The sequence below is a fragment of the Mesorhizobium sp. WSM4898 genome (genome assembly GCF_029625845.1).
Classification (GTDB): Bacteria; Pseudomonadota; Alphaproteobacteria; order Rhizobiales; family Rhizobiaceae; genus Mesorhizobium.
In genome coordinates, this window is sequence record NZ_JARTVQ010000010.1 from 48,970 (window position 1) to 69,956 (window position 20,987).

Consider the following 20,987-nt stretch of genomic DNA (forward strand, 5'->3'; position numbering starts at 1 on the left):
AGCGCGCCGGCATTCTGCAGGCTCGAAACATATCTTGGGCCGTCGGCGCTTCGCGCGGAACCATCGGATCGAGAGCAGGTTGGTTGTGCATCTCAGTTTGAGAGACAGTCACAGCTCAAGGGAGAACCCGATGAAACTTCCGTACAGAACCACAGCCGCCGCTGCTGCCTTGCTATTCATGAGCTTCCCGGTCCTTGCCCAGACAAGTGCTGCGCCGGAGCCCACGCCCATTCCGCAGAAGCCCGGACCGACCGCGACACCGGAAGCCAACGCCCAACCCGCAGGTCCGACGCGCGAGATGATCCGCCAGATGATCGACGACGCGCTCCAGGAGAAGCTGCAGGAAGATCGTTCGGCTGAACAGGGACCCCGGCATGCCGGACATTGGCACCGCGAAGACAGACAAGCGCGGCGCGACGGCGACAGAATGGCTGGCAGACCTGATCGGATGGGACCGCGCATGATGCACCGCGCCCGTATGCAGGTCATGTTCGCGATAGTGGATGCCGACGGCGACGGCGCACTGTCGCAGGGCGAAGTTCAGGATATCGTCGGCAGGATCTTCAACGCCGCCGACGAGGATGGCGACGGCAGCCTCGACCTGGACGAGCTGCAGTCGTTCATGCATGGCTCCGGTGGCGGGCGCATGCGGTAGCGGCGCCGAAGCACATCCAGCCAGAGCGAAGCATCTTGGCCGCCGCTGTCCATGGAAGCGCATATATGTGACGGCCCGGGATTGAGATATATTGCCGCCATCCTTGGGCGCTGACGTTGTTTGAACGGGGGCATGACATGCAGGCGGTGCCGATAGCTCATCCGGCGGAACAGTCCGCCGCCGCCTCGATACCTTCGCTCTCCGGCTATCCGGCCGCGGTGCTGTGCTGGCTGCTGTCGGCCGGCGTCTATATCGCGGCAAAATGGGTGGCGCCGGAAATGCCGCCCTGGGGACTCTGCTTCTGGCGGCTTGCGCTCGCCTGCGCCATCCTGCTGCCGATCGTGCATCGCCATCACGGCGCGATGATCGCGCTTCTCAAATCCCGGCCGCTCGAGATCGCCGCCGTCGGAGCGATCGGCCTGACGCTCTGCCAGGGCATGATCTACCGCGGCCTCGCCGACACCGACGCGACCACGGCCGGCATCATCATGGCGCTGTCTCCGGTCATGACGATGGTGCTCGCGCGTTTCGTGCTCGGCGAGCCGCTCGGGCTTTGGCAGGCGCTCGGCGCGGTGGTTGCGCTCGCCGGCATGCTGGTGATCGTCGCGCATGGCGACCTGGCGGCGCTGCTTCAGCTACAGTTCAACCTGGACGAATTGTGGATCGTCGGCAGCGCGTTCTGCTGGGCGCTCTACACCGTGCTGGTGCGCCGGTCCAAATTCGGCATCGAGCTGTTGCCGCTGGTGGTGCTCCTGCTCGGCGCCGGCGCGCTCGTCGCCCTGCCTTTCCATCTGTGGGAACTGGTCAACGACGAACGCTCCGCCTTGAACGCCCATGGCTGGCTCGCGCTCGCCTATCTGGCGGGCCCGGGCGGCGCCCTGATGTACTATCTCTACAATCGCAGCGTGGCGACGCTCGGCGCCAGCCGGGCGAGCATGCTGCTCTATCTGCAGACGATGTTCGTCGCCATCCTCGCCTATCTGCTGCTCGGCGAGAGCCTGCATGACTACGATCTCATCGGCGCCGCCTTCATCGTCGCCGGCATCGTGCTTGCCACGATGTTGAAGCCGCATGCGGCTCGCGTCGCGTAGCCCGGTGATGGCAAGTGCAAGGAGAGTTTACCGCATCGGCGCGGTCGATCGCCCATGCCCGATGTCCTTCGGGGTTCGAATGACACGGTCTGTCGACACCCTGACACGGGAGCGGCCCGGAGCCCTTGTGGGTTTGGTGGCGAAAGGCAAGGGCCACCGGGCCTAACCGGCGGGGACCTAGTACGGGGACTTCGCTAAGAGGGCACCGGCTGATAGAAATATGCGCTAATGCTAATACAATTGAAACGCATCCCTAAGGACGATGGCCAGACTGGCCAGCTTAGGTAAATATCGGCCGTGCGCTTCGCATGCTCGGCCATTCGGACGACCGAGGCCACGACAAGGCAGCGAAGCAAGCGCCTACCTGATCTGGAATCCGTGGGCCAACGGATCGCGGTCGTCCACAAAGATCGTATTGTGGCCAATAATTTGCGCCCATCCGCCGACGCTTGGCCGAATGCCTTTGAAAGGGCCAACGTCAACCTCCGCCTCGACACGGCCCTCGAAGACAGTGCCGATCAGGCTTTCCTGGCGGAAGCTGTCGCCGACTTTCAGGCGGCCCTTGCCGCGAAGTTGCGCCATGCGCGCCGACGTTCCCGTGCCGCCCGGCGAACGGTCGATCGCCTTGTCGCCGTAGAAGACCGCACCGCGGCCGTCGGCATCGCTGCCCAAGGGTTTGTCGCACCAGATGGCGTGGTGGACGCCGCTTATTCTCTCGTCCTCGGGGTGGGCCGGATTGCAGACAATCGCCAACGCGTCGCGCAGACGCCGGCTGAGGTCGACGATGTCGCTGGCCGACATGCCCTCCAGACCCCGCCAGTTTTCCTGCGGCTCGACCACCGCGTAGAAATTGCCACCATAGGCGATGTCGACCACGAGCCGGCCGAGCCCTGGAACATGGACGCCGACATCGGCCGCATGCAGATAACTGGCGACATTGAACATCCGCACGGAGTCCACGAATTCGCCCGGCTTCTCGTACTGGATGTCCACTCTTCCCGCCGGCGTCTCGATCGACAGCCTGCCCGGGATGCGCGGCGTAACGAGCCCTTCTTCCAGCGCCGCCGTAACCAGGCCGATCGTGCCCGCGCCGCACATCGGCAGGCAGCCGCTGACCTCGATGAAGATGACGGCGAAATCGCAGTCCTCGCGGTGGGCGGGATAGATGATGGCGCCCGACATGATGTCGTGGCCGCGCGGTTCGAACATCAGCGCCCGCCGGATCCAGTCATGCTCGCGCACGAAGAGCTCGCGTCGCTCGGCGATCGGGGCGTGCGGCAGCAAAGGTCCGCCGCCGGCGACCAGCCGAACCGGGTTGCCGCAGGTGTGGGCGTCGATGCAGAAGAAGCTGCGGCGCATGATCTCTCCGTTCAGGCAGGCTTGGCCGCACCAGGTGCCCGGCTGCGCTCCAGCGCGCCCCTCGACAGCCGGTCGAGGAAGATGGCGATCGCCACGATCGACAGGCCGGCCCGCAGGCCGAGCCCCATCTCCATGCGGGTCAATCCCCGCGTCACCTCCGCGCCGAGGCCGCCCGCTCCGACGAGGCCGGCCAGCACGACCATAGCCAGTGAGAGCAGAATGCACTGGTTGAGGCCGACCAGCAGGGTCGGCTTGGCGGAGGGGATTTCTATCTTGAACAGGATCGATCGCGGCGAAGCCCCGGTGGCCTGGCCAAGCTCCAGAAGATCCTTCGGCACCTGGTTGAAGGCGAGCGTCGTGAGGCGCAGCATCGGCGGTATGCCGTAGACGATCGTCGCGATGATCGCCGGTACGCGGCCGAGGCTGAAGATCATGACGGCTGGGATGAGATAGACCCAAGGCGGTACCGTCTGCATGATGTCCAGCACCGGCCGGATCGCGGCCTCGAAATTCTTGGAGCGCGATGCCAGGATGCCGAGCGGGAACGCGATCGACACCGAGATGATCACCGCCACCGTCACCAGCGCCAGCGTCTGCATCGACGCGGCCCAGAAGCCGGCCAGCAGGCAGAAGAGAAGCGCAACGGCCGTCACGACGGCAACCCTGGTGCCGACGAGAAAGAAGGCCAGAGCAACGGCCAAGACGATCGTCACATAGGCGGGCGGGTAGAGCAGGGCGACTTCGATGCCGCTGAGCACCGCCTCGATCAGTTTGGCCACGGCGTCGAAAAACGGATGGAAGTTGGTGTTCAGCCAATCCACCGCGGGGGCAAGATAACCCCCCGGCGAAAAGCGGAGCAGATCGAAATTCATCTTGCGCCTCCCTTGGCGCGGCTGGCCGCGCTTTGCGTGAGCCTGTCGAGCACCATGGTCAGTATGACGATGGCGATGGCGGCGTTGATAGAGGTTGCAATGTCGAGCGTGCGCACGGCCGAATAGATCGTCTCGCCGAGACCGCCCGAACCGACGATGCCGGCGATGACGACCATGCCGAAGGCCATCATCAGGCTCTGGTTGATCCCCGCCATGACGCTCGGGATGGCGAAGGGGAGCCTGATCTTGACGAACATCTGCCAAGGGGTCAGGCCGGTCGCGTGTCCCAGCTCCACGAATTCGCGCGGCGTCATTCGGATGCCCAGCGCAGTGAGCCGGATGGCAGGAGGCATCGCGACGATGAAAGTGGCCACGAGCGCGGTCGCCGGTCCGTAACCCAGCAGCGCGATCGCCGGAAGAAGATAGATGTAGGGTGGCAGCGTCTGGATCAGGTCGAGTATCGGCTCGAGGAAACGGTCGAACGCCCTGCCGAAACCCGCCACGATGCCGATCGGAATGCCGAAGAGCAGCGCCAATATGGTGGCGGTAATCACCAGGGCGAGCGTGCTCATGGTCTCGGCCCAGAGCCCCATGACCGCGCAGAAGACCAGGGCAAGCCCGGCGAGAACGCCGGCGAGGGCATTGATCAGTCGCCACGCGAGCAGCGCCGCGACCATCGCGATCAGGTAGAACGGTGCGAGCTGCAGCAGCCAGAGGACGCCGTCATAGGTTCCTTCAAGCCCGGCCCTCAGCGTTTCGAACAGCCAGTCGCCATTGTCGCTGATCCAGCCGAGAGCCGTGTCGGTCCAACTGTCGAACGTGTCGGTGATGGTCGAGATGTCCATAGTGCTCCTCCCGAGCTATGCCGCCACGAGTTCCCCCGCAGGCTTGCCGGCGACACCGCGCAGCAGGCCGCGGATGGTGACGACGCCGACGACCGTTTCGCCCTCGACCACCGCGACCGCATCGCGATCGGACTGGGTCGTGAGGTCGATGAGCGCGCCGATGTCGGCCTCGGGCGACGTTTGGGGCAGGGCGTTCACGTCGCTATGCGGTTGCGCACTCTTGTATTCGCTCACTGGCGTCATCACGGAGTGCGCCTTGACCAGGTGAATCCTGGAAATGCCCGCCACGAAATCGGAGACGTAATCGTCTGCGGGTTTTGTCACGATGTCTTCAGCCGTCCCGACCTGGACGATGACGCCGTCCTTCATGATAGCAATACGGTCGCCGATGCGGATGGCTTCCTCGAGATCATGCGTGATGAAGACCGCCGACTTGCCGAGCGACTTCGTCAGTTGCCGGAACTCGTCCTGCAACTGACGGCGGATGAGCGGGTCGAGCGCGCTGAAAGGCTCGTCCATGAGGATGATTTCCGGGTCTGCCGCCAAGGCTCGGGCGAGGCCCACGCGCTGCTGCATGCCGCCGGAAAGCTCCGAGGGATAGCGCGATGTCCAATCGGCGAGCCCGACCTTTCCGAGGGCAGCACGGGCGATCTTGTTGCGTTCTTCCTTGGCGACGCCGCGCACCTCGAGGCCGAAGCCGGCGTTTTCCAGAACCGTGCGGTGCGGCAGGAGCGCCACGCTTTGGAACACCATGCCGATATTGCGGGCGCGCATGTCGCGCAGCTCGGAGGCATTGAGCTTGGCGATCTCCTTTCCCTTGACCGTGATCTTGCCGAGGCTCGGCTCGATCAGGCGATTAAGCAGACGGATCAGCGTCGACTTGCCGCTTCCCGAGAGGCCCATGATGCAGAAGATCTCGCCGCGGCGGACCTGGAGGCTAGCGTCGGCAACACCGACCACGCAGTTGAACTCCTGCAGCACCTGCTTTTTGGAGAGCCCGCGCTCGGAGATCGCCTTGACCGCGGCCGAGGCGCGGCTCCCGAACACCTTCCACACGGATTTGCAGTCGACCAACACTTCGTTGGAGGCATTCACGGTCATGTTCATTGCCTTCCCCATGGGCCACCAAATGGCTATCGTGTTTGGAGGCGGGCAGCCGGTTCGGCGGCCCGCCGTTGGTGTGATTACTCGCCCTTGATGTTTTCCCAGCGCTTCAGGAGATCGGCGTGAGCGTCGGTCCAGGCCTTGACGGCTTCATCCATCTTCTTGCCGTCGCTGACCGCGCCGTTGATGGCGGTAATATCAGCGAGCGGCACATAGACCGAGGCGATGACCTCGCGGGCATGCGGATGGTCGGCCGAGAAGCCCTTCTTGGCAATCCAGTAGTAGCTCTGCGGCGGCGGGAAGATGCCCTTCGGATCCTTGAGGAATTTCACGGGATACTTCTGCATCATCCAGGACGGCTCCCAGATGGTGACGGCGATCCATTCCTTGCGGTCGACGGCCGACTTCAGCGCGGCGGTCATCGCGGCGGTGCTGCCTTCGACCAGCTGGAGCTTCAGGCCGTATTCCTTGACCGCATTGGCGGCGTCGCGCATCAGGCCCGAACCCGGCTCGATGCCGACGATCTTGCCGCCGAACTTGTCGGCGTTGTCGTTGAGCTGCTCGGTCGAATCGATGGTCACGTAGTTCGGCACGGCGATCGCCTGGTAGAGGCCGTGCGAAACCGGAGAGATCTTCTCGAGGCGCTTCTTGTTCTTGTCCCAGTAGTCCTGCGCGACATAGTCCGTCTGCGAGGCGAGCAGTTGAATGTCGCCCTTGGTCAATGCGGCGTAGGCGATGCCCCATTCGGAAAAATCGACCACCTTGACGGTGTAGCCGGCGTCCTCAAGCACCTTCTTGGTGATGCCTGTGATGGGGGTGAGATCCTCCCACGACATCGTGCCAACGGTGATTGTCTTTTCTTCCGCCTGAGCGGACAGCATGGTCATCCCGACCATCGCGGCAGCGCAGAGCGCTTTCCACAACGTCTTCATGTTTCCTCACTCCTTAGTTTCCGTTTCCATTCCCGTTCGAAGACTTCGCGGTCTGCTCGGTCTTCACATTGCGCGGCGAGAACTCATCCCTCGCGGCCAGCACGCAATTCCTGCAAACGGATCACCGTGTTGATGCCCATCCACGCGAACGGTTCGGGAGGAAGCCGCGCGGGTTGGGGTTGATCCGCATATTTGTCGAGCATGTTCGACCGGGTGCCGGTCGCGAGATCCGCGGCCATGATGCCCGCGAGCGTGCTTTTCACGGTCCCAAGGCCGTTCTCGCAGCACGCCGAATAAAGGCCGTCTTCGATCTCGCCGAAGGCGGGCACGTGGTTGCGGCTGAGGCAAAGCCGTCCGGCCCAGACATGTTCGAACGGCACATCCTTGAGGTCCGGAAACCTGGCATCGAGTGACGTCCACTGCTCGGCGGCGATGCCGGCCAAGCGCTTCTCGCTGACCCGCACGGGCCAGTCATAGGTGAACCGGGTCCGGATCACGATCCGCGAGAGCCCGTCGTTGGTTATCTTCCGGACCGTGGCGCCCATCGGATCGGCCGGCAGCAATGCCCACCGGTCCTTGCCCGTCGACTTCGCGGTGAATGGGGCGGTCATCGATGCATAGGTGAAGATGTGCATCAGGCGGCCGCGGAAGTAACCGAAATCGTCGATATGGCCGTTGACGCCGAGGATGACTTTCGGCGCGGTGACGCTTCCGGTGCGCGACACCGCCTTCCAGGCTCTTCCGGCCCGGGTGAGCTTGAGCACCGGCGAGTGCTCGAAGATGTCGACCTTCGGTGCGAGCCCCGCCGCGAGCCCCCGGATATAGTCGGCAGGCTGGATCATCACGGCGCCGGGCGTGTAGAGGCCGCCGAGATAGTAGGACGACCCGGTGATTTCCCGCATGTCGCTCGCGTCGAGGAAGCGATGCCCTTCGCCAATCGTCTTGAGCGAGCGGCCGTAATTGGCATTGAGTGTCATGCCGCGTTCGGTCGCCGCGGCATTGATCTTGCCCGAGGGATCGAAGGTGCGCGCGGACATTGCGTATTCCGCGGCCGCCTCGGCGGCGAAGGCGATCGCGAAGCGGTTCTCGGCGATCTCCGCCTTTGTTTCGGCCTCACCGGCGACGGAATATTCGCCCGACGACAAATTGTGCGGGGTGTCGATCATATAGCCGGAATTCCGGCCGGCGGGACCTTTGGCGACCTCTCCGGCTTCCAGCAGGACGATCCTGTCGCCCGGCCGAAGCTTTGCGAGCCGCCGGGCGGCGGAGAGGCCGGCGAAGCCGCCGCCGATGATCAGCCAGTCGGCCTTGATGTCGCCGTCGAGGGTGCGGACGGGGAAGCAGCGTCTGCTGATCGCCTCCCAGCCAGAGATTCCGGAATCAGCCGGAAGCCGCTTGACGACGAGATCGCTCACCGGACGGTCTCGTCGACCGAGCGGTCGGAGACGTCGATCCAGACCGTCTTCAGTTCGCAGTAATTGTCATGCGCGAAGACCGACTTGTCGCGCCCGCCGAAGCCGGATTCCTTGTAGCCGCCGAACGGTGTCGTCGCGTCGCCTTCGCCGAAGCAGTTGACGGTGACGACGCCGGCGCGGATCTCGCGGGAGAGCTTGATCGCCTTGCGCAGGCTCCCCGTGTAGACGGACGCGGTCAGGCCGTAATTCGTGTCGTTGGCGAGCGCGATCGCCTCGCCCAGCGAGTTGAACGTCGTCACCGACAGGATGGGCCCGAAAATTTCCTCCTGGAAGAGGCGGCTCGCAGGCGTGACGCCGTCGACGACGGTCGGCTCGATATAGGCGCCCTTATGCGTGGCGCCGCCATGGGCGACCGAGAGCTTTTCGGTCTTAACGTCGCCGAGGAAGGATTTCACCTTCTCGAAATGGGTCTTGCTGACCAGCGCGCCGATGCGGTTTTCAGGGTCGAGCGGATCGCCGGTCTTCCATTCGCGCATGTAGGCGCCGATCCGCTCAAGCAGCTCGTCCTTGATCTTGGCGTCGACGATGAGCCGCGAGGTGGCCGAGCAGTTCTCGCCCATGTTCCAGAACGCGCCGTTGACCACCTGTTCGGCGACGAGATCGAGGTCTTCGGCGTCGTCGAGAACCACGGCCGGGTTCTTGCCGCCGCATTCCAGCACGACGCGCTTGAGGTTGGAGTCGGCCGCGTAGCGCAGGAAACGGCGGCCGGTCGGCGTCGATCCGGTGAAGGCCACCATGTCGACGCCCATATGCATGCCGATCGGTTCGCCGACCTCCTTGCCACCGCCCGGCACGACATTGAAGACGCCGGCCGGAATGCCGGCCTCATGGGCGAGCTCCGCGACACGCAGCGTGGTCAGCGTCGTCTCCTGGGCAGGCTTGACGATGACCGAGCACCCGGCCGCAAGCGCCGGGCCGATCTTCCAGGCCAGCATCAGCAGCGGAAAATTCCACGGCAGGACGCAGCCGACGACGCCGACCGGCTCGCGCACGACCATGGTCAGCGCCTTCGAGCCAACGGGCGCGGTGTTGTCGTAGAGCTTGTCGATCAGCTCGGCATGCCAGCGGATGGTATGGATCGTGTCCGGCACATCGACGGTCTGGCATTCGCGGATCGGCTTGCCGCTGTCGAGGCTCTCCATGACCGCGAGTTCGTGGCGGTTGCGCTCCAAAAGCTTGGCGAATTTGAGCAGGACGGCCTTGCGCTCGCCAGGCGCGAGATGCTGCCAGCGGCCGTCGTCGAAGGCTTCCCTGGCCTTGGCCACGGCGAAGTCGACATCGCTGGCGTCGCAAGCCGCGATGTCGGCAAGCACCTCGCCGGTCGCCGGATTGGTCGTTCTGAAGGTCTTGCCGGAATTTGCCGGGCGGAAGCCTCCGTCGATGAAGGCATTGGTCGGGAATTGAATCTCGGCGGCGAGCGCCTTGTATTCGGCGGCGGTCAGAGGCTCATGCATTGGTTTGCTCCCGACGTGATCTGGGCGACCGTCCGCTTCAGCGTGGCGACGACAGTCTGGAGGGATCGCTTTTCTTCCGAATTGAGAGGCCGCAGCGGCGCGCGCACGCCGCCTGCCTTCAGGCCGATCAGCTCGCATCCATGCTTGATCGACTGGACGAACTTGCCGCATTCGAGAAAGTCCATCAGCGGCAGCATCGCGCTCATGATGGCGCGGCCCTTGTCGAAGTTCTTTTCGAGCACGCAGGCCTCGTAGAGCGCGACGTGCTCGCGCGGCAGGAAGTTCGAGCCGGCGCAGACCCAGCTCCTGGCGCCCCAGGCGAAGAATTCCAGCGCCTGGTCGTCCCAGCCGCAGGAAAGCGAGATGTGCGGGAACTTGCGGGCAAGCCGGTGCAAATTGCCCATTTCGCCGGAGCTTTCCTTGATGGCGACGATGTTGCGGGATTTGCCGACGCGGGAGAAATACTCCTCGCCCATCATCACGCCCATGCGGGCCGGATAGTTGTAGAGCATGATCGGAAGGTTGGCCGCGCGGTCGACGGTGAGCGCATGAACCGCGTTCTCGCGCTCCGTCGGCAAGGCATATGGCGGCGACGAGACGAGGATCGCGTCGGCGCCGATCTCCTTCGCCGCCTTGGCGTATTCGACCGAGTCTTCGGTCCTGGTAGCGCCTGTGCCGATGACCAGCGGAAGGCGGGTGCCGATCACCTGCTTGGCATAGGCACCGAGCTCGAAGCGCTCCTGGGCGCTTTGGGCATAATATTCACCGGTCGATCCACCAACGATGATGCCGTGCACCTTGGCTTCGATGAGTGACTCGAGAACGTCGGCGAAGGCCGCGTTATCGATCTGACCGTCCGGACCGATCGGCGTCACCGCCGGCGTGTAGATGCCCTCAAACTTCAAGAAATTTCTCCATCGATGGAGTGGCCGTTTCGACCAATGCGTCATTCGGCAAAACGGAGGCCATCCGCGAATTCCCAAGCGGGGATTCGCAGCGCTCGAAACCGGTTGATCGCGTTTGATAACGCGCAAGATTGCACGTCAGCATCCGAGAGTCAACAGATTGTATAATTTACGTACACATAAAAAATATGGCACGAGTACAATTCTGGGGAGCGAGCCCGTCGCGCATTTGCGGACATGGAGCAGGTATTCGGTGGCGTCGCCGCAGATCTCCCAGCTCTCCAGCAGAACCGATTCGAAAGTGAAGTGAATTCGCGGGTACCTGACCAGCGGCTCCAGTCAGGTGCGGCTGATATTGGCCATCTCGACCCGCGGGCCTTTTTTTGCTTCACGACCATGCCGAGGCGAAGCGTTCCGCCCTTCTTGCCTTCCTCGGCGATCGGCGGTGCAAAAGGTCTGGCTGGAACAGGCCTGACGGATCGGTGCCCCGAGGTGGCGGCCGCGGAATCTGCGTCTTAAGCGGGAGATTTCGCTGCCGGCACCGGGCCCGGCAGCAGGCGTTCTTCCTATCCCGGCCGCAATCGCTTTCCTAAGCGGCCGTCAGTTATCGCCGACCAGCGCGTCCGCCTTCATTCCCTGCGGCGCGATGAACATTTCCATGTTCTCGCGCGACAGTTCCCAGTGCTCGAACACCAGGTCGACGACGGCGTCCTCCTCATGCGCGCCGATGGCCGAGATGAAGCCGTCATGATGTTCGACCGCCGTCTGCAGCCGCTTGCGCATGTCGTCGTTGCGTGGGCGGAAGAAGGTATGGCCGATGCGGGCGTGGTCGATCAGCAACCTGCCGAGGCTGGGCTGAAGATAGGCGTTCGCAGACATCTCACCGATGATCTCGTGAAACCTGTTGTTCTCGACCACCATGGAAAGCGCGTCGCCTGACTTGCTGGCGGCGCGGAAACGCTCCTGCGTGTCCTTAAGGTCTACCATCTGCGAAGGCTTGAAATTCTGCACGGCCAACCGGCCGATGGCGGCGTAGACCATGGGGGCGACCAGGAAGAATTGCCGAAGGGTCGAATGGTTCATCGGAACGACCCTGGCGCCCCGGTTCGCGCGGATCTCGATGTAACCTTCGCCCTCCAGCCGGCGGAAGATTTCCCTGACAGGGGTCCGCGACAGGCCATAGCGCTCGCTCAGCGCCACCTCGTCCAGATCCTCGTCAGGATCGAGTTCCATTGTCAGGATGCGACGTTTCAGATCGTCATAGAGACTGCCCTTGCTTCCCTTCATGGCGCACCTTCGGAATCATCTCTGCCAATCGACATACCTGGCACGGTTGGAAGAGTCGCATGCACTTGCAAGTGAGTCAACGGATTGTATTTTCTTGGTACACAATATAAGACCGGATGGATCGGTGGCACAATGACAGCCCGGACGGCGATCTTGTCTGAATGAGCTTCGGATAACGCAAGGGACAGGTCCGCAAAGCATGGCCAAGAAGTTTGCGTTTCTCCTGGTGCGCGATTTCACTTTGTCGCCGCTGTCGCTTTTCATCGACACGCTGCGGCTCGCCGGCGATGAGGGCGATCGCAGCCGCAGGGTGGAGTTCGACTGGCAGATCGTCGGCGAGCGCGGCCTGCCGATCCGGGCGAGCTGTGGCGTCGAATTGCTGCCGACCAAGGCGATCGGCAATCCGGAGGACTTCGACAACGTCGTCGTGGTCGGAGGCCTGCTCGACACCAACCGCAATCTCAGCGCTGAAAAGGAGGCGTTCCTTCTGCGGGCCGCCGACAAGGGCGTGCCGATAACCGCGCTGTGCACGGGAAGCTTCGTGCTGGCCCGCTACGGCTTGCTGGACGGCTACAGCGCCGCCGTCAGCTGGTTCCACATCAAGGATTTTCGCGCCGAATTCCCCGATGTGAATGCGCATGCCGACAGCCTCTATTCGGTCGACCGCGGCCGCGCGACATGTGCCGGCGGCACCGGCGCGGCAGACCTCGCCGGTTATTTCGTGTCGCAATTCATCGGTCAGAAGGCGGCGGAAAAGGCCGCCAAGATCCTTGTGCTCGATCGCATCCGCAACATCCGGGACGTGCAGCCCGTCGGCGACCTGTTTCCCGAAGCGTCGAGCCGTGCGGTGAAACGGGCCTTGCTGCTGATGGAAAGCAGCCTGCAGGAAAAGATATCGGTCACCGAGATCGCAAGCCGGTTGAATTGCTCCCGGCGCCAGCTCGAGCGTCTTTTCGCGACCGAGCTGGGCACAAGCCCGATGGCCGCGTACCTGGCGCTCCGGGTTCACTACGCCAAGTCGCTGCTGGAAGGCAGCGACCTGCAGATAGGCGACATCGCCTACAGGTGCGGCTTCGAAAATGCCGGGCACTTCAGCCGGGTATTCCGCCAGCACACCGGCATCACGCCGACCAACCTCAGGCATCCAGGCCGCTTGGCTGCTCAAGCGGCGAAGCAGTGAATTCCTTAAGGCCGATGCGAACAGGGGCTTGGTAGGCTACGAAATCCGCTGCCCGTTCTCGTCCAGCAAAACACAGCCGCTCGGATCGAACCCGACCTCGATGATCTCGCCCTCCCGGACGATGCGGCCGTTGATCGGCGCGTTGGCGCGGATGCTCGTCTTGCCGCCGAAGTCGATCTCGTAAATGGCGCTGCCGCCGAGATAGGAGGTCGAGACGACCCGGCCGGAGAGCCGGTTGCCGCCTGCTGCAGGACCGACCGACAGTTTCTGCGGCCGCACCACCACGGTGATCTTGCTGCCCGGCGCCAGCGGCCGCGGCGACATCACGTTGACCGTCTGGCCAGCGGCAAGCGTCACCGCTATCTGCCCGTCAGATCTGCTGACGGTGCCGGCAAGCATGTTGGCCTTGCCGAGGAAGTCGGCGACGAAGGCGGTGGCGGGCCGCTCATAGACTTCCTCCGGCGTGCCGATCTGCTCGACCGAGCCGGCGTTCATCACCACGATGCGGTCCGACATGGAGAGCGCTTCTTCCTGGTCGTGGGTGACGAAGATGGCGGTGATGCCGGTTGCCTTCTGGATCTTCTTGATCTCGACGCGCATCTCCTCGCGCATGTTGGCGTCGAGCGCCGATAGCGGCTCGTCGAGCAGCAGCACCTGCGGTTCGAAGACGATGGCCCGCGCCAGCGCGATGCGCTGCTGCTGCCCGCCCGACAATTGTGAGGGCAGCTTCTTCTCGCTGCCCGGCAGCCGCACCATGTCGAGCGCCCGGCCGACCCTGCGCGCGATCTCGGGCTTCGGCACGTTGCGATACTTCAGGCCGAAGGCGACATTGTCGAACACGCTCTTGTGCGGGAACAGCGCGTAGCTCTGGAACACCAGGCCGATGTTGCGCTTGTAGATCGGCACGTCGTCGACCCGCCGCCCATCGATCATGATCTGGCCGCCCGAAATGTCGACCAGCCCGGCGATGGAGCGCAGGATCGTCGTCTTGCCGCAGCCCGACGGCCCAAGCAGGGTGACGAAACTGCCCTTGCGGATCGACAGCGAGAAGTCGCGCACCGCGACGAACTTGCCATAGGCGATGTCGATGTCGCGGAACTCGACCGCTGGCTGCTCCGCACTCATGTTGGGAGCTGTGCCGGGTGCCCCGGCCGAGACCGGCCGGGGGCTGAGTGACGCTTCGCTTCTGTCAGGCACCTTTCGCGATCCTGTCCCACTGCTTGGTCCAGGCGTCCTCGTTGGTCGCCCAGTAGACCGGATCGGCGAAGGTCAGCGCCTTCATCGAGCCGGTCTTGTCGAAAGCCGGCAGCTTCTCGATCTTCTCGGTTAGCTTCACCTTGGTCGGGTCGAGCGACGGCGGGTAGCTCTGGCCCTCGGCCACCGCGATCGAGGTCGCCGGATCGAGCATGAAGTTGATCAGCTCTTCGCATTCGGTCATCGGCGAGCCTTTCAGGATCAGCATGTCCTCCATCCAGGCATAGGAGCCCGCCGGATCGAGATAGCCGATCGGATGGCCCTGATCCTGCAGGGCGGCGACGCGGCCCGACCAGGCGTCGGTCACCACGATCTCGCCCTTGGACAACAGGTCCATCAGTTCCGCGCCGGAGCTCCAGAATTTCTTGGCGAGGTCGCGCGTCTCGCGCACCTTGGCCCAGATCGTATCCATGTCCTTGATGTTGTTGGGATCCTGTCCGGTGGCCAAAGCCGCGTACCAGACGCGGGTGGTCATGTCGGCATAGCCGCCGACCTTGCCGGCGTATTTCTTGTCGAGCAGCAGGCCGGCACCCTTTTCCTTCGCCTCCTCGGGCGAGATCACCTTGGTGTTGTAGGCGATGCCGGTGGTGCCGTAGTCGTAGGGCACCGCCGAGAGCTTTGGCGTCAGCTTGCGGAACGGCTCGATCATCGGCTGCAGCACATTCGCCATGTTGGGAATGTTGGCCTCGTTGATCTCCGAGTTCATGCCGGCATTGACGTATTTGATGTAGTAGTTGACGCCGGACGAATGCACGATCTGGAAGTCGCCTGGCTTCGCCGTCTTGATCTTGGTGATGATCTCGTTCTCGTCGCCGAACGTGCCCTGGACCACCTTGATCTTGGTCTTGGCTGTGTAGGGCTGGAAGGCGTATTTGTCGATCGCCTCCTGCACGGTTCCGCCCCAGCCGTCGAAGCGCACCTGCTCGACCGCGGCGAGCGCGCGGCTCATCCACGGCATGGAGAGGCCCGCCGAGGCCGCGGCGGCGGCGGTCAGGCTCAGAAAGGTGCGGCGGCTCAAATCGCCGTTCACGTAGCGGTCATGCAGCCGTTCCAGCCGTTTGGTGGTGGATAGTTTCATTTTGCTTCCTCCTTTGGTTCGCCTCGTCTTCTCAATTTTGTCAGGCTTTGCATGAGAATGCCGCCGATCAGCGGGATGCCGACGGTCACCAGGATCATGACCGTGCCCAGTGCATTGATCTCCGGGCTGATCGAAATCTTCAGCATCGAAAGGATTTGGGTAGGCATGGTCTCGACGCCGGCCGGCCGCCAGAACAGGCTGGCCGAGGTGTTGTCGAACGAGATGGTGAAGGCGAGCAGCGCGCCGGCAACGACCGCCGGGATGAGCAGCGGCAGCGTGATCTCGCGGAAGGACGAGAAGCGCGAGGCGCCGAGCGAAAGCGCGGCCTCCTCATAGACGCGCCGGATGCCCACCATGCGCGCCTGGGTGATCAGCACCACATAGGGCACGGCGAGCAGAATATGGCCGAGCACCAGGAGGAGCAACGTTCGCGGCTGGTCGACCGCCTTGATCAGCACCAGGAGGCCGACGCCCAGAATGGTTTCGGGCACCAGCGCCGGCAGGATCACCAGCGTGCTCAGCGTCTGCTTGCCGGGGAACTCGAAACGCACCAGCGCGAACGAGGTGACGACGCCGATCGCCGTGGTGGCGGCCGCAGTGACCAGGGCGATCCACAGCGACGTTCGGAACGCGGCCAGCACCGCCTCATTGGCCATCAGCTTGCCGTACCATTGCAGCGAAAAGCCGGTCATCGGGAAGCCGCCGAACATCGAGGCGTTGAACGACAGGATGACGGTCGCCGCAATCGGCGCGAACATGAAGATGTAGACGCAGAGCGTGACGAAGCCAGTCAGCCGCCAGGCCCATCTGCCTTCCTCTTTCCGGCGTGCAGGCTTCATCCGCCCAATCCCCTCATCCTCCAAGGCCTTTGACGATCTGCGACATGCCCATGTAGCGGGTGTAGATGGCGGCGAAGAAACCGAGCACGACGAACAGCACGATCGAAAGCGTGGCGCCCATCGGCCAGTTCAGCTCGCTCATGATGGTGTCGTAGATCAGATTGCCGAACAGCGCGTCGCGGCCCGAGCCCAGAAGCTGCGGCGTCACATAGCTGCCGGCGGCAAGCACGAAGCAGAGCAGCAGGCCGGCCGCGAGGCCGGGCAACGAAAGCGGCAGCGTCACCTCGCGAAACGCCTGCGCACTGGTGCAGCCCATCGAGCGGGCTGCCGCAATCAGCGTGCGGTCGATGCTTTCCAGGCTGACATAGACGTTGAGGATCATGTAGGGCAGCAGGAAATGCAGCAGCCCCATGATCACCGCGCCCTCGGTGTAGAGCATCGGCAGCGGCTCGCTGACAATGCCCAACTTTATGAGCGCCACGTTGATGACGCCCTGTTCGCCGAGAATGTTGATCCAGGAAAAGGTGCGGATGGTGAAGCTGATCCAGAACGGCACGATGAGCAGGAGAAGCAGCAGCCACTTGTGCCTGAAGCTCGTCGCCCAGATGAAATAGGCCGGAAAATAGCCGAGCACGCCGCAGAGCAGCGCGGTGATGGCGCCGACCCGCAGCGTCTTCAACAGGAAGCCGTGATAGTAGCTGTCGGTGAGGAATTCGTGCCAGTTCGCGGTTGTCAGCGCGCTGGTTTCCACGCCGGCGGTGACGAAGGTGAAGAAGGTGTAGACCGACATCACGGCGATCGGCAGCACCAGGAAGAAGATCAAGAGCAGCAGCACCGGCGCGATAAGCATCCAGGCCAGCCGTGGATCATACAAGGTCCATCGATTTTTCATGCGCACCCGAAGGTCCGCGCTTTCTTTGAAGCGCTTCTGTTCCCGCAGCTCAGATTGGGTGATTGGGCGCGCGATGTCTACAGGCGGCGATTGAGCCAGAGAGCCTCCGACTGTTGGCGATCGCGTCGTGCCGTGCCTCCACGCAAACAGTCCAGGCAAGCAAGGGAAAGGGCCCGACATCGGGCCCTTCCCATTCTACCGGACACTCGGTGCGGCTGGATCAGGTAGCGCCAATTGGCGGAGGGAATGACCGCTTTGACCGCCCCTTATTTCAGCCCAATGGTCATGCCGCTGAGATCGGCATTGATCTGCAGGCCTACCTGCCGGCCTGTGAGCTGGAGCTCGGCGCCCTTGTCGTTGGTCATGACGATCACCTGAGCGCCTCTGCCGAGCGCGCCGCCGCCGCCCGCTGCGCCGTACACTCCCGCCACGTCGCGGGCGCGGCGAATGTGGCGCACTGTGCCTTTGAAATAGGTCTTGGAAGCCCCGAAGGCGAGGCCGCCCGAGATGCCCCCGATCGAGATGGGATAGTTGCGACCACGGAAGGTCAGCGTCCCTTCGCCGCCGGCGCCACCGATGAAGAAGGCCGCCTTATAGATGGAGAAGCGGATCGTGCCGCTGTCGGCGTGAGCAGCGCTGGCAAAGCTCACGCCGACAGCGGCGATGACCGCAATCGCGGCTGAACGAATTCTGGACATGGTGAGACTCCTCGAAAGCGCCGATTGCCCAACCGGCAGGGCACGTCAGCGTTGTATGAAACGATAGCTGAACAGTCTCGCAGGTCTTTTGGTTCCAAGGCTGGCGGATTGAATCCGGTTGCGAGAGGACGCCACGAAAGCAGGCGGCATAGCGTCGTGTAGCTATCTCGGGGTCTCATCGGCTCGCTCAGCGCCTCCTCCGCGCGCTGCGGACTCAGGCGCCCAATTCTTGCCTGTGCGCCTTGACGAGGTCGGCCATGCTGTCGAAGCGGAAATCCACATTTGGCATGTCGCCGGGGTGCATCGTGGCGCCGAAGCCCTGGTCGGCATGACGGCGATAGATCCAGCACGATGCCAGGCCGACGCGATTGGCGGGAGCGTGATCATGGAACATGCTTTCGGCAGTGTGCAGGACTTGGCTTTTCTCCACCCCGATCGTCGCCAGCTTTTCGAGCATATAGTCGAAGTTGCGGGCGGAAGGTTTGTAGGAGCCGATGTCCTCTGCCGTGTATATCGCGTCGAAGTCGACGCCGAGCTTCTTGTTGCTGAACGAAAAGCTCTTGTTGTCGACGTTGGAAAGGATGATCAGCTTGTAGTGCTGCTTGAGATACCGCAAGGCTTCCGCCGAGTCGGCAAAGGCCGGCCAATCCTTCACGCTTTCGCCATAGGCCGTGCATTCCTCTGCGGTGGCGACGACGCCCCATTCCTCGGCAAGCCGCTTGTAGACGATCGGCAGAAGGTCGCGGTAGCGTCTTGCCGGAGTCCATTTCTGCTGGCTGGATTCGTGCCGGGCATGCGCCTCGAGGATGTCGTCGCGGCTCAAACGGCGGCCGGCGCGCTCTGTCAGCGGCTTCAGGCCCTCGATCATGCCGGATTCCCAGTCGATGAGCGTGCCGTAGCAGTCGAAGGTCAGGGCCTTGAAATCGGTCAGCTTCATGGAATTGCACTCCTTGTTGGTGTCGCGTGATTATCCGGCAGGCTGCTCGCATGAGCTCAGACGCGCTTTGTCCTTCGATGCAGCGCTCCTCGATGAGGTCAGCCAGACACCGAACAGGGTCACCGCCAGGCCGAGGAACATCGCTCTCGATAGCGGTTCGCCGAAGATCAGCCACGCCCAGAGCATCGTCACCGGCGGGCTGAGATAGACCACGCTGCTGACCTGTGCGGCGGTGTAGTGACGCAGGCTCATATAGTAGACGCCGTAGCAGAAGAAGGTCGAGAACAGCACCAGCCACGCCATGCCGAACTGGAAACGCCCATCGAGCGGCGGTGTCAGGCCGCCGTTCCATTCGGCGCAGGCGGCAAAGAGGATCGCCGCCGTCAGGCATTGAATGCACAAGCTCTGATGGATGGGCATATCGATCGTCCTGATCCGCTTCTGCACCACGGTCGCCAGGGCGAACACCAGCATGGAAGCGACCGTGAGGACATAGGCCCAGACCGGTGCTTTGCCGAGACTGAGGCTGTCCAGGGAGACGATAAGGACGCCGCTCGCGCCCAGGGCTGTTCCGATCCATTGTCTTGCGCTCAGCCGGAGGCCGAGAATGGGCTGCGACAGCGCCGCGATGGCGAGAGGGACAAGATCGGAGATCAGCGCGACAAGGCCGGTCGGAACGCGCTGGCCGATGGCAAGGGCGAATCCGCCTAGATAGAGGAACATCGTCGCCACGCCGAACGCCATCTGCTGCGCCAATGCGCGCCCGCTGATGCGCTGCCCGATCAGCAGAGCAAATGGCAGAAGGATAAGTCCGGACAAAAAAGTCCGCCAGAACAGGACCAGCATGACGTCGGCGTTCTCGCTGGCGTAGCGGATGCCGACGAAGCCGGAGCTCCAGCTTAGGACCAGGGCTGCCGCCACGGTCGGCCATACCAGAGGATGAGGCTTGTTCTGCAGAAGCGTCATGGGCTGTCTTTATTCGAGCGGTGCGAGATGCTCCTGAAGCGGATCACCAGCGCTGTCTGGCGCAGACTTATGGCTGCACACTCGCTGCCTTGCACATGACAAATTTCGATAGGCTCATGAAACAGCCACAAACAATGACATAAGGATTTGCCCAAAAGCCTGCTCTGTGTCAGACCTTTGGCCGCGTTGCTTCATTGCGAGCGAGGATTGTCATGGCTGGAATTATGAGCCGCCGCCTGGATGTCGATGCCCTGCGGGCGCTGGTCGCGATCGAGAAACACGGCGGTGTCACTCGTGCGGCCGAGATTCTGGGGTTGTCGCAATCGGCCGTCAGCCACAAGATGAGGCGGCTGGAAGCGAGCCTCGACTGCGAAATCCTCAGCCGGAAGCCAAACGCGCCGCTGTTCACCACGGCCGGGCACGATCTCCTGGCTTATGCGCGGCGCATCCTGGGAATTCATGACGAGGCGGTACTGAGCCTCTCGAAAAGCACGCTGCAAGGCAAGATCGCGCTGGGAATGACCGAGGATACGACCTGCACGGATCTCTCGCGCATTCTTGGCCGGTTCCGCAGGCTCCATCCCGAGGTGAGCGTCCGTACGCAAGTGCGCATGAGCCTCGTCTTGCGGGAGCAGCTCAGCCAGGGGGCCCTTGACGCCGCGATCGTCCAGCTGTTCCAGCACGAGGTTCGTCCCGCCGACATCGTCCTCTACCGCGAGACGCTGCACTGGGTGAAGTCGCCGGATCTGGTCCTGTCGAAGGAAAAGCCGATCCCGTTCCTGTCCTTCGACGAGAACTGCTTCTATCGGCGTTGGGGTCTCGATCTTGGGCAGGATGAGGGAACGGTGTTCGAGACCGTGTTCGAATGCTCCAGCGCAGCCGGCATCGTCGCCGGCGTGACCTCCGGGCTCGGCGTCGCGCTCCTGAGCCAGCGGCACCTGCAACCCGGCATGGAGATCGTCGACAAGCACTTCCCCAAGCCGCCGGACCTGGCCTATGTGATCAGGCGCGCGCGCAACTCCCGAAATCCCGCGCTGGAGACTTTGGTCAGGGAGATCGAAGCCGAAGTCAAACGCTACGGGGCGCTTCAGATCGCCGTTTGAAACCGTCGTGCTGGCCAGGAGCGTGACGAGGCCGTCACAGATCACGCAGCGGCGCGATGCA

General features: G+C 63.2%; 20 protein-coding genes and 1 pseudogene. 4 read left to right on the forward strand and 17 right to left on the reverse strand.

Annotated features, from left to right (window positions below; translation table 11 throughout):
* Positions 1–130: 130 nt before the first annotated feature.
* Positions 131–655, forward strand: coding sequence for an EF-hand domain-containing protein (locus P9228_RS27075; protein WP_278056535.1), 525 nt, complete (start codon positions 131–133; stop codon positions 653–655).
* Between the two features lie 137 nt (positions 656–792).
* Positions 793–1,746: an EamA family transporter gene (locus P9228_RS27080; protein ID WP_278056536.1), complete on the forward strand. Its 954-nt coding sequence runs from the start codon at positions 793–795 to the stop codon at positions 1,744–1,746.
* A gap of 360 nt (positions 1,747–2,106) precedes the next feature.
* Here P9228_RS27080 and P9228_RS27085 read toward each other — a convergent pair whose 3' ends face one another.
* The 10 genes and pseudogenes from P9228_RS27085 to P9228_RS27130 all read right to left on the reverse strand — a co-directional run bounded on the left by P9228_RS27085 (position 2,107) and on the right by P9228_RS27130 (position 11,979).
* The gene (locus P9228_RS27085; RefSeq protein ID WP_278056537.1) at positions 2,107–3,105 is read right to left on the reverse strand and encodes a 4-hydroxyproline epimerase; all 999 of its coding nucleotides are present in this window, start codon (positions 3,103–3,105) and stop codon (positions 2,107–2,109) included.
* Positions 3,106–3,116: 11 nt separating this feature from the next.
* Complete coding sequence (locus P9228_RS27090; RefSeq protein WP_278056538.1) at positions 3,117–3,977, reverse strand: ABC transporter permease subunit; 861 nt, start codon at positions 3,975–3,977, stop codon at positions 3,117–3,119.
* A complete protein-coding gene (locus tag P9228_RS27095) occupies positions 3,974–4,822 on the reverse strand; it encodes an ABC transporter permease subunit (RefSeq protein ID WP_127240199.1) in 849 nt (282 codons plus the stop codon). The genes P9228_RS27090 and P9228_RS27095 overlap by 4 nt, the downstream gene beginning before the upstream one ends.
* A gap of 15 nt (positions 4,823–4,837) precedes the next feature.
* Positions 4,838–5,929: a glycine betaine/L-proline ABC transporter ATP-binding protein gene (locus tag P9228_RS27100; RefSeq protein ID WP_278056539.1), complete on the reverse strand. Its 1,092-nt coding sequence runs from the start codon at positions 5,927–5,929 to the stop codon at positions 4,838–4,840.
* 77 nt (positions 5,930–6,006) lie between these two features.
* Positions 6,007–6,858: a glycine betaine ABC transporter substrate-binding protein gene (locus tag P9228_RS27105; protein WP_127217286.1), complete on the reverse strand. Its 852-nt coding sequence runs from the start codon at positions 6,856–6,858 to the stop codon at positions 6,007–6,009.
* 83 nt (positions 6,859–6,941) lie between these two features.
* Complete coding sequence (locus P9228_RS27110) at positions 6,942–8,273, reverse strand: FAD-binding oxidoreductase (protein ID WP_278056540.1); 1,332 nt, start codon at positions 8,271–8,273, stop codon at positions 6,942–6,944.
* On the reverse strand, positions 8,270–9,787 hold the full coding sequence (locus tag P9228_RS27115) for an aldehyde dehydrogenase (RefSeq protein ID WP_278056541.1): 1,518 nt from the start codon (positions 9,785–9,787) through the stop codon (positions 8,270–8,272). Before P9228_RS27115 ends, P9228_RS27110 begins: the two co-directional genes overlap by 4 nt.
* Entirely contained in the window at positions 9,772–10,692 is a 921-nt protein-coding gene (locus P9228_RS27120) for a dihydrodipicolinate synthase family protein (RefSeq protein ID WP_278056542.1), read from the reverse strand. The genes P9228_RS27115 and P9228_RS27120 overlap by 16 nt, the downstream gene beginning before the upstream one ends.
* 228 nt (positions 10,693–10,920) lie before the next feature.
* Positions 10,921–11,132, reverse strand: a pseudogene (locus P9228_RS27125) (diguanylate cyclase); the annotation flags it as partial.
* Positions 11,133–11,292: 160 nt separating this feature from the next.
* Positions 11,293–11,979, reverse strand: a complete 687-nt coding sequence (locus tag P9228_RS27130; protein ID WP_066993109.1) for a GntR family transcriptional regulator — start codon at positions 11,977–11,979, stop codon at positions 11,293–11,295.
* Between the two features lie 199 nt (positions 11,980–12,178).
* Here P9228_RS27130 and P9228_RS27135 point away from each other — a divergent pair, with 199 nt between their 5' ends.
* A complete protein-coding gene (locus P9228_RS27135; RefSeq protein WP_066993111.1) occupies positions 12,179–13,159 on the forward strand; it encodes a GlxA family transcriptional regulator in 981 nt (326 codons plus the stop codon).
* Positions 13,160–13,195: 36 nt separating this feature from the next.
* Here the strand turns inward: P9228_RS27135 and P9228_RS27140 are convergent, their stop codons facing one another.
* The 7 genes from P9228_RS27140 to P9228_RS27170 form a co-directional block, all read right to left on the reverse strand.
* On the reverse strand, positions 13,196–14,356 hold the full coding sequence (locus P9228_RS27140; protein WP_095801462.1) for an ABC transporter ATP-binding protein: 1,161 nt from the start codon (positions 14,354–14,356) through the stop codon (positions 13,196–13,198).
* On the reverse strand, positions 14,349–15,491 hold the full coding sequence (locus P9228_RS27145) for an extracellular solute-binding protein (RefSeq protein WP_066993114.1): 1,143 nt from the start codon (positions 15,489–15,491) through the stop codon (positions 14,349–14,351). The genes P9228_RS27140 and P9228_RS27145 overlap by 8 nt, the downstream gene beginning before the upstream one ends.
* A complete protein-coding gene (locus P9228_RS27150; RefSeq protein ID WP_082953755.1) occupies positions 15,488–16,330 on the reverse strand; it encodes an ABC transporter permease in 843 nt (280 codons plus the stop codon). The genes P9228_RS27145 and P9228_RS27150 overlap by 4 nt, the downstream gene beginning before the upstream one ends.
* Positions 16,331–16,343: 13 nt before the next feature.
* The gene (locus tag P9228_RS27155; RefSeq protein ID WP_095801460.1) at positions 16,344–17,222 is read right to left on the reverse strand and encodes an ABC transporter permease; all 879 of its coding nucleotides are present in this window, start codon (positions 17,220–17,222) and stop codon (positions 16,344–16,346) included.
* Positions 17,223–17,488: 266 nt separating this feature from the next.
* Positions 17,489–17,920, reverse strand: coding sequence for a hypothetical protein (locus P9228_RS27160; RefSeq protein WP_066993122.1), 432 nt, complete (start codon positions 17,918–17,920; stop codon positions 17,489–17,491).
* Positions 17,921–18,134: 214 nt separating this feature from the next.
* Entirely contained in the window at positions 18,135–18,857 is a 723-nt protein-coding gene (locus P9228_RS27165) for a haloacid dehalogenase type II (protein ID WP_278056543.1), read from the reverse strand.
* 30 nt (positions 18,858–18,887) lie between these two features.
* On the reverse strand, positions 18,888–19,823 hold the full coding sequence (locus P9228_RS27170) for a DMT family transporter (protein ID WP_127216958.1): 936 nt from the start codon (positions 19,821–19,823) through the stop codon (positions 18,888–18,890).
* Positions 19,824–20,035: 212 nt separating this feature from the next.
* On the opposite strand from P9228_RS27170, the gene P9228_RS27175 reads away from it, so the two are divergent.
* The gene (locus tag P9228_RS27175; RefSeq protein WP_278056546.1) at positions 20,036–20,926 is read left to right on the forward strand and encodes a LysR family transcriptional regulator; all 891 of its coding nucleotides are present in this window, start codon (positions 20,036–20,038) and stop codon (positions 20,924–20,926) included.
* Positions 20,927–20,987: the final 61 nt, after the last annotated feature.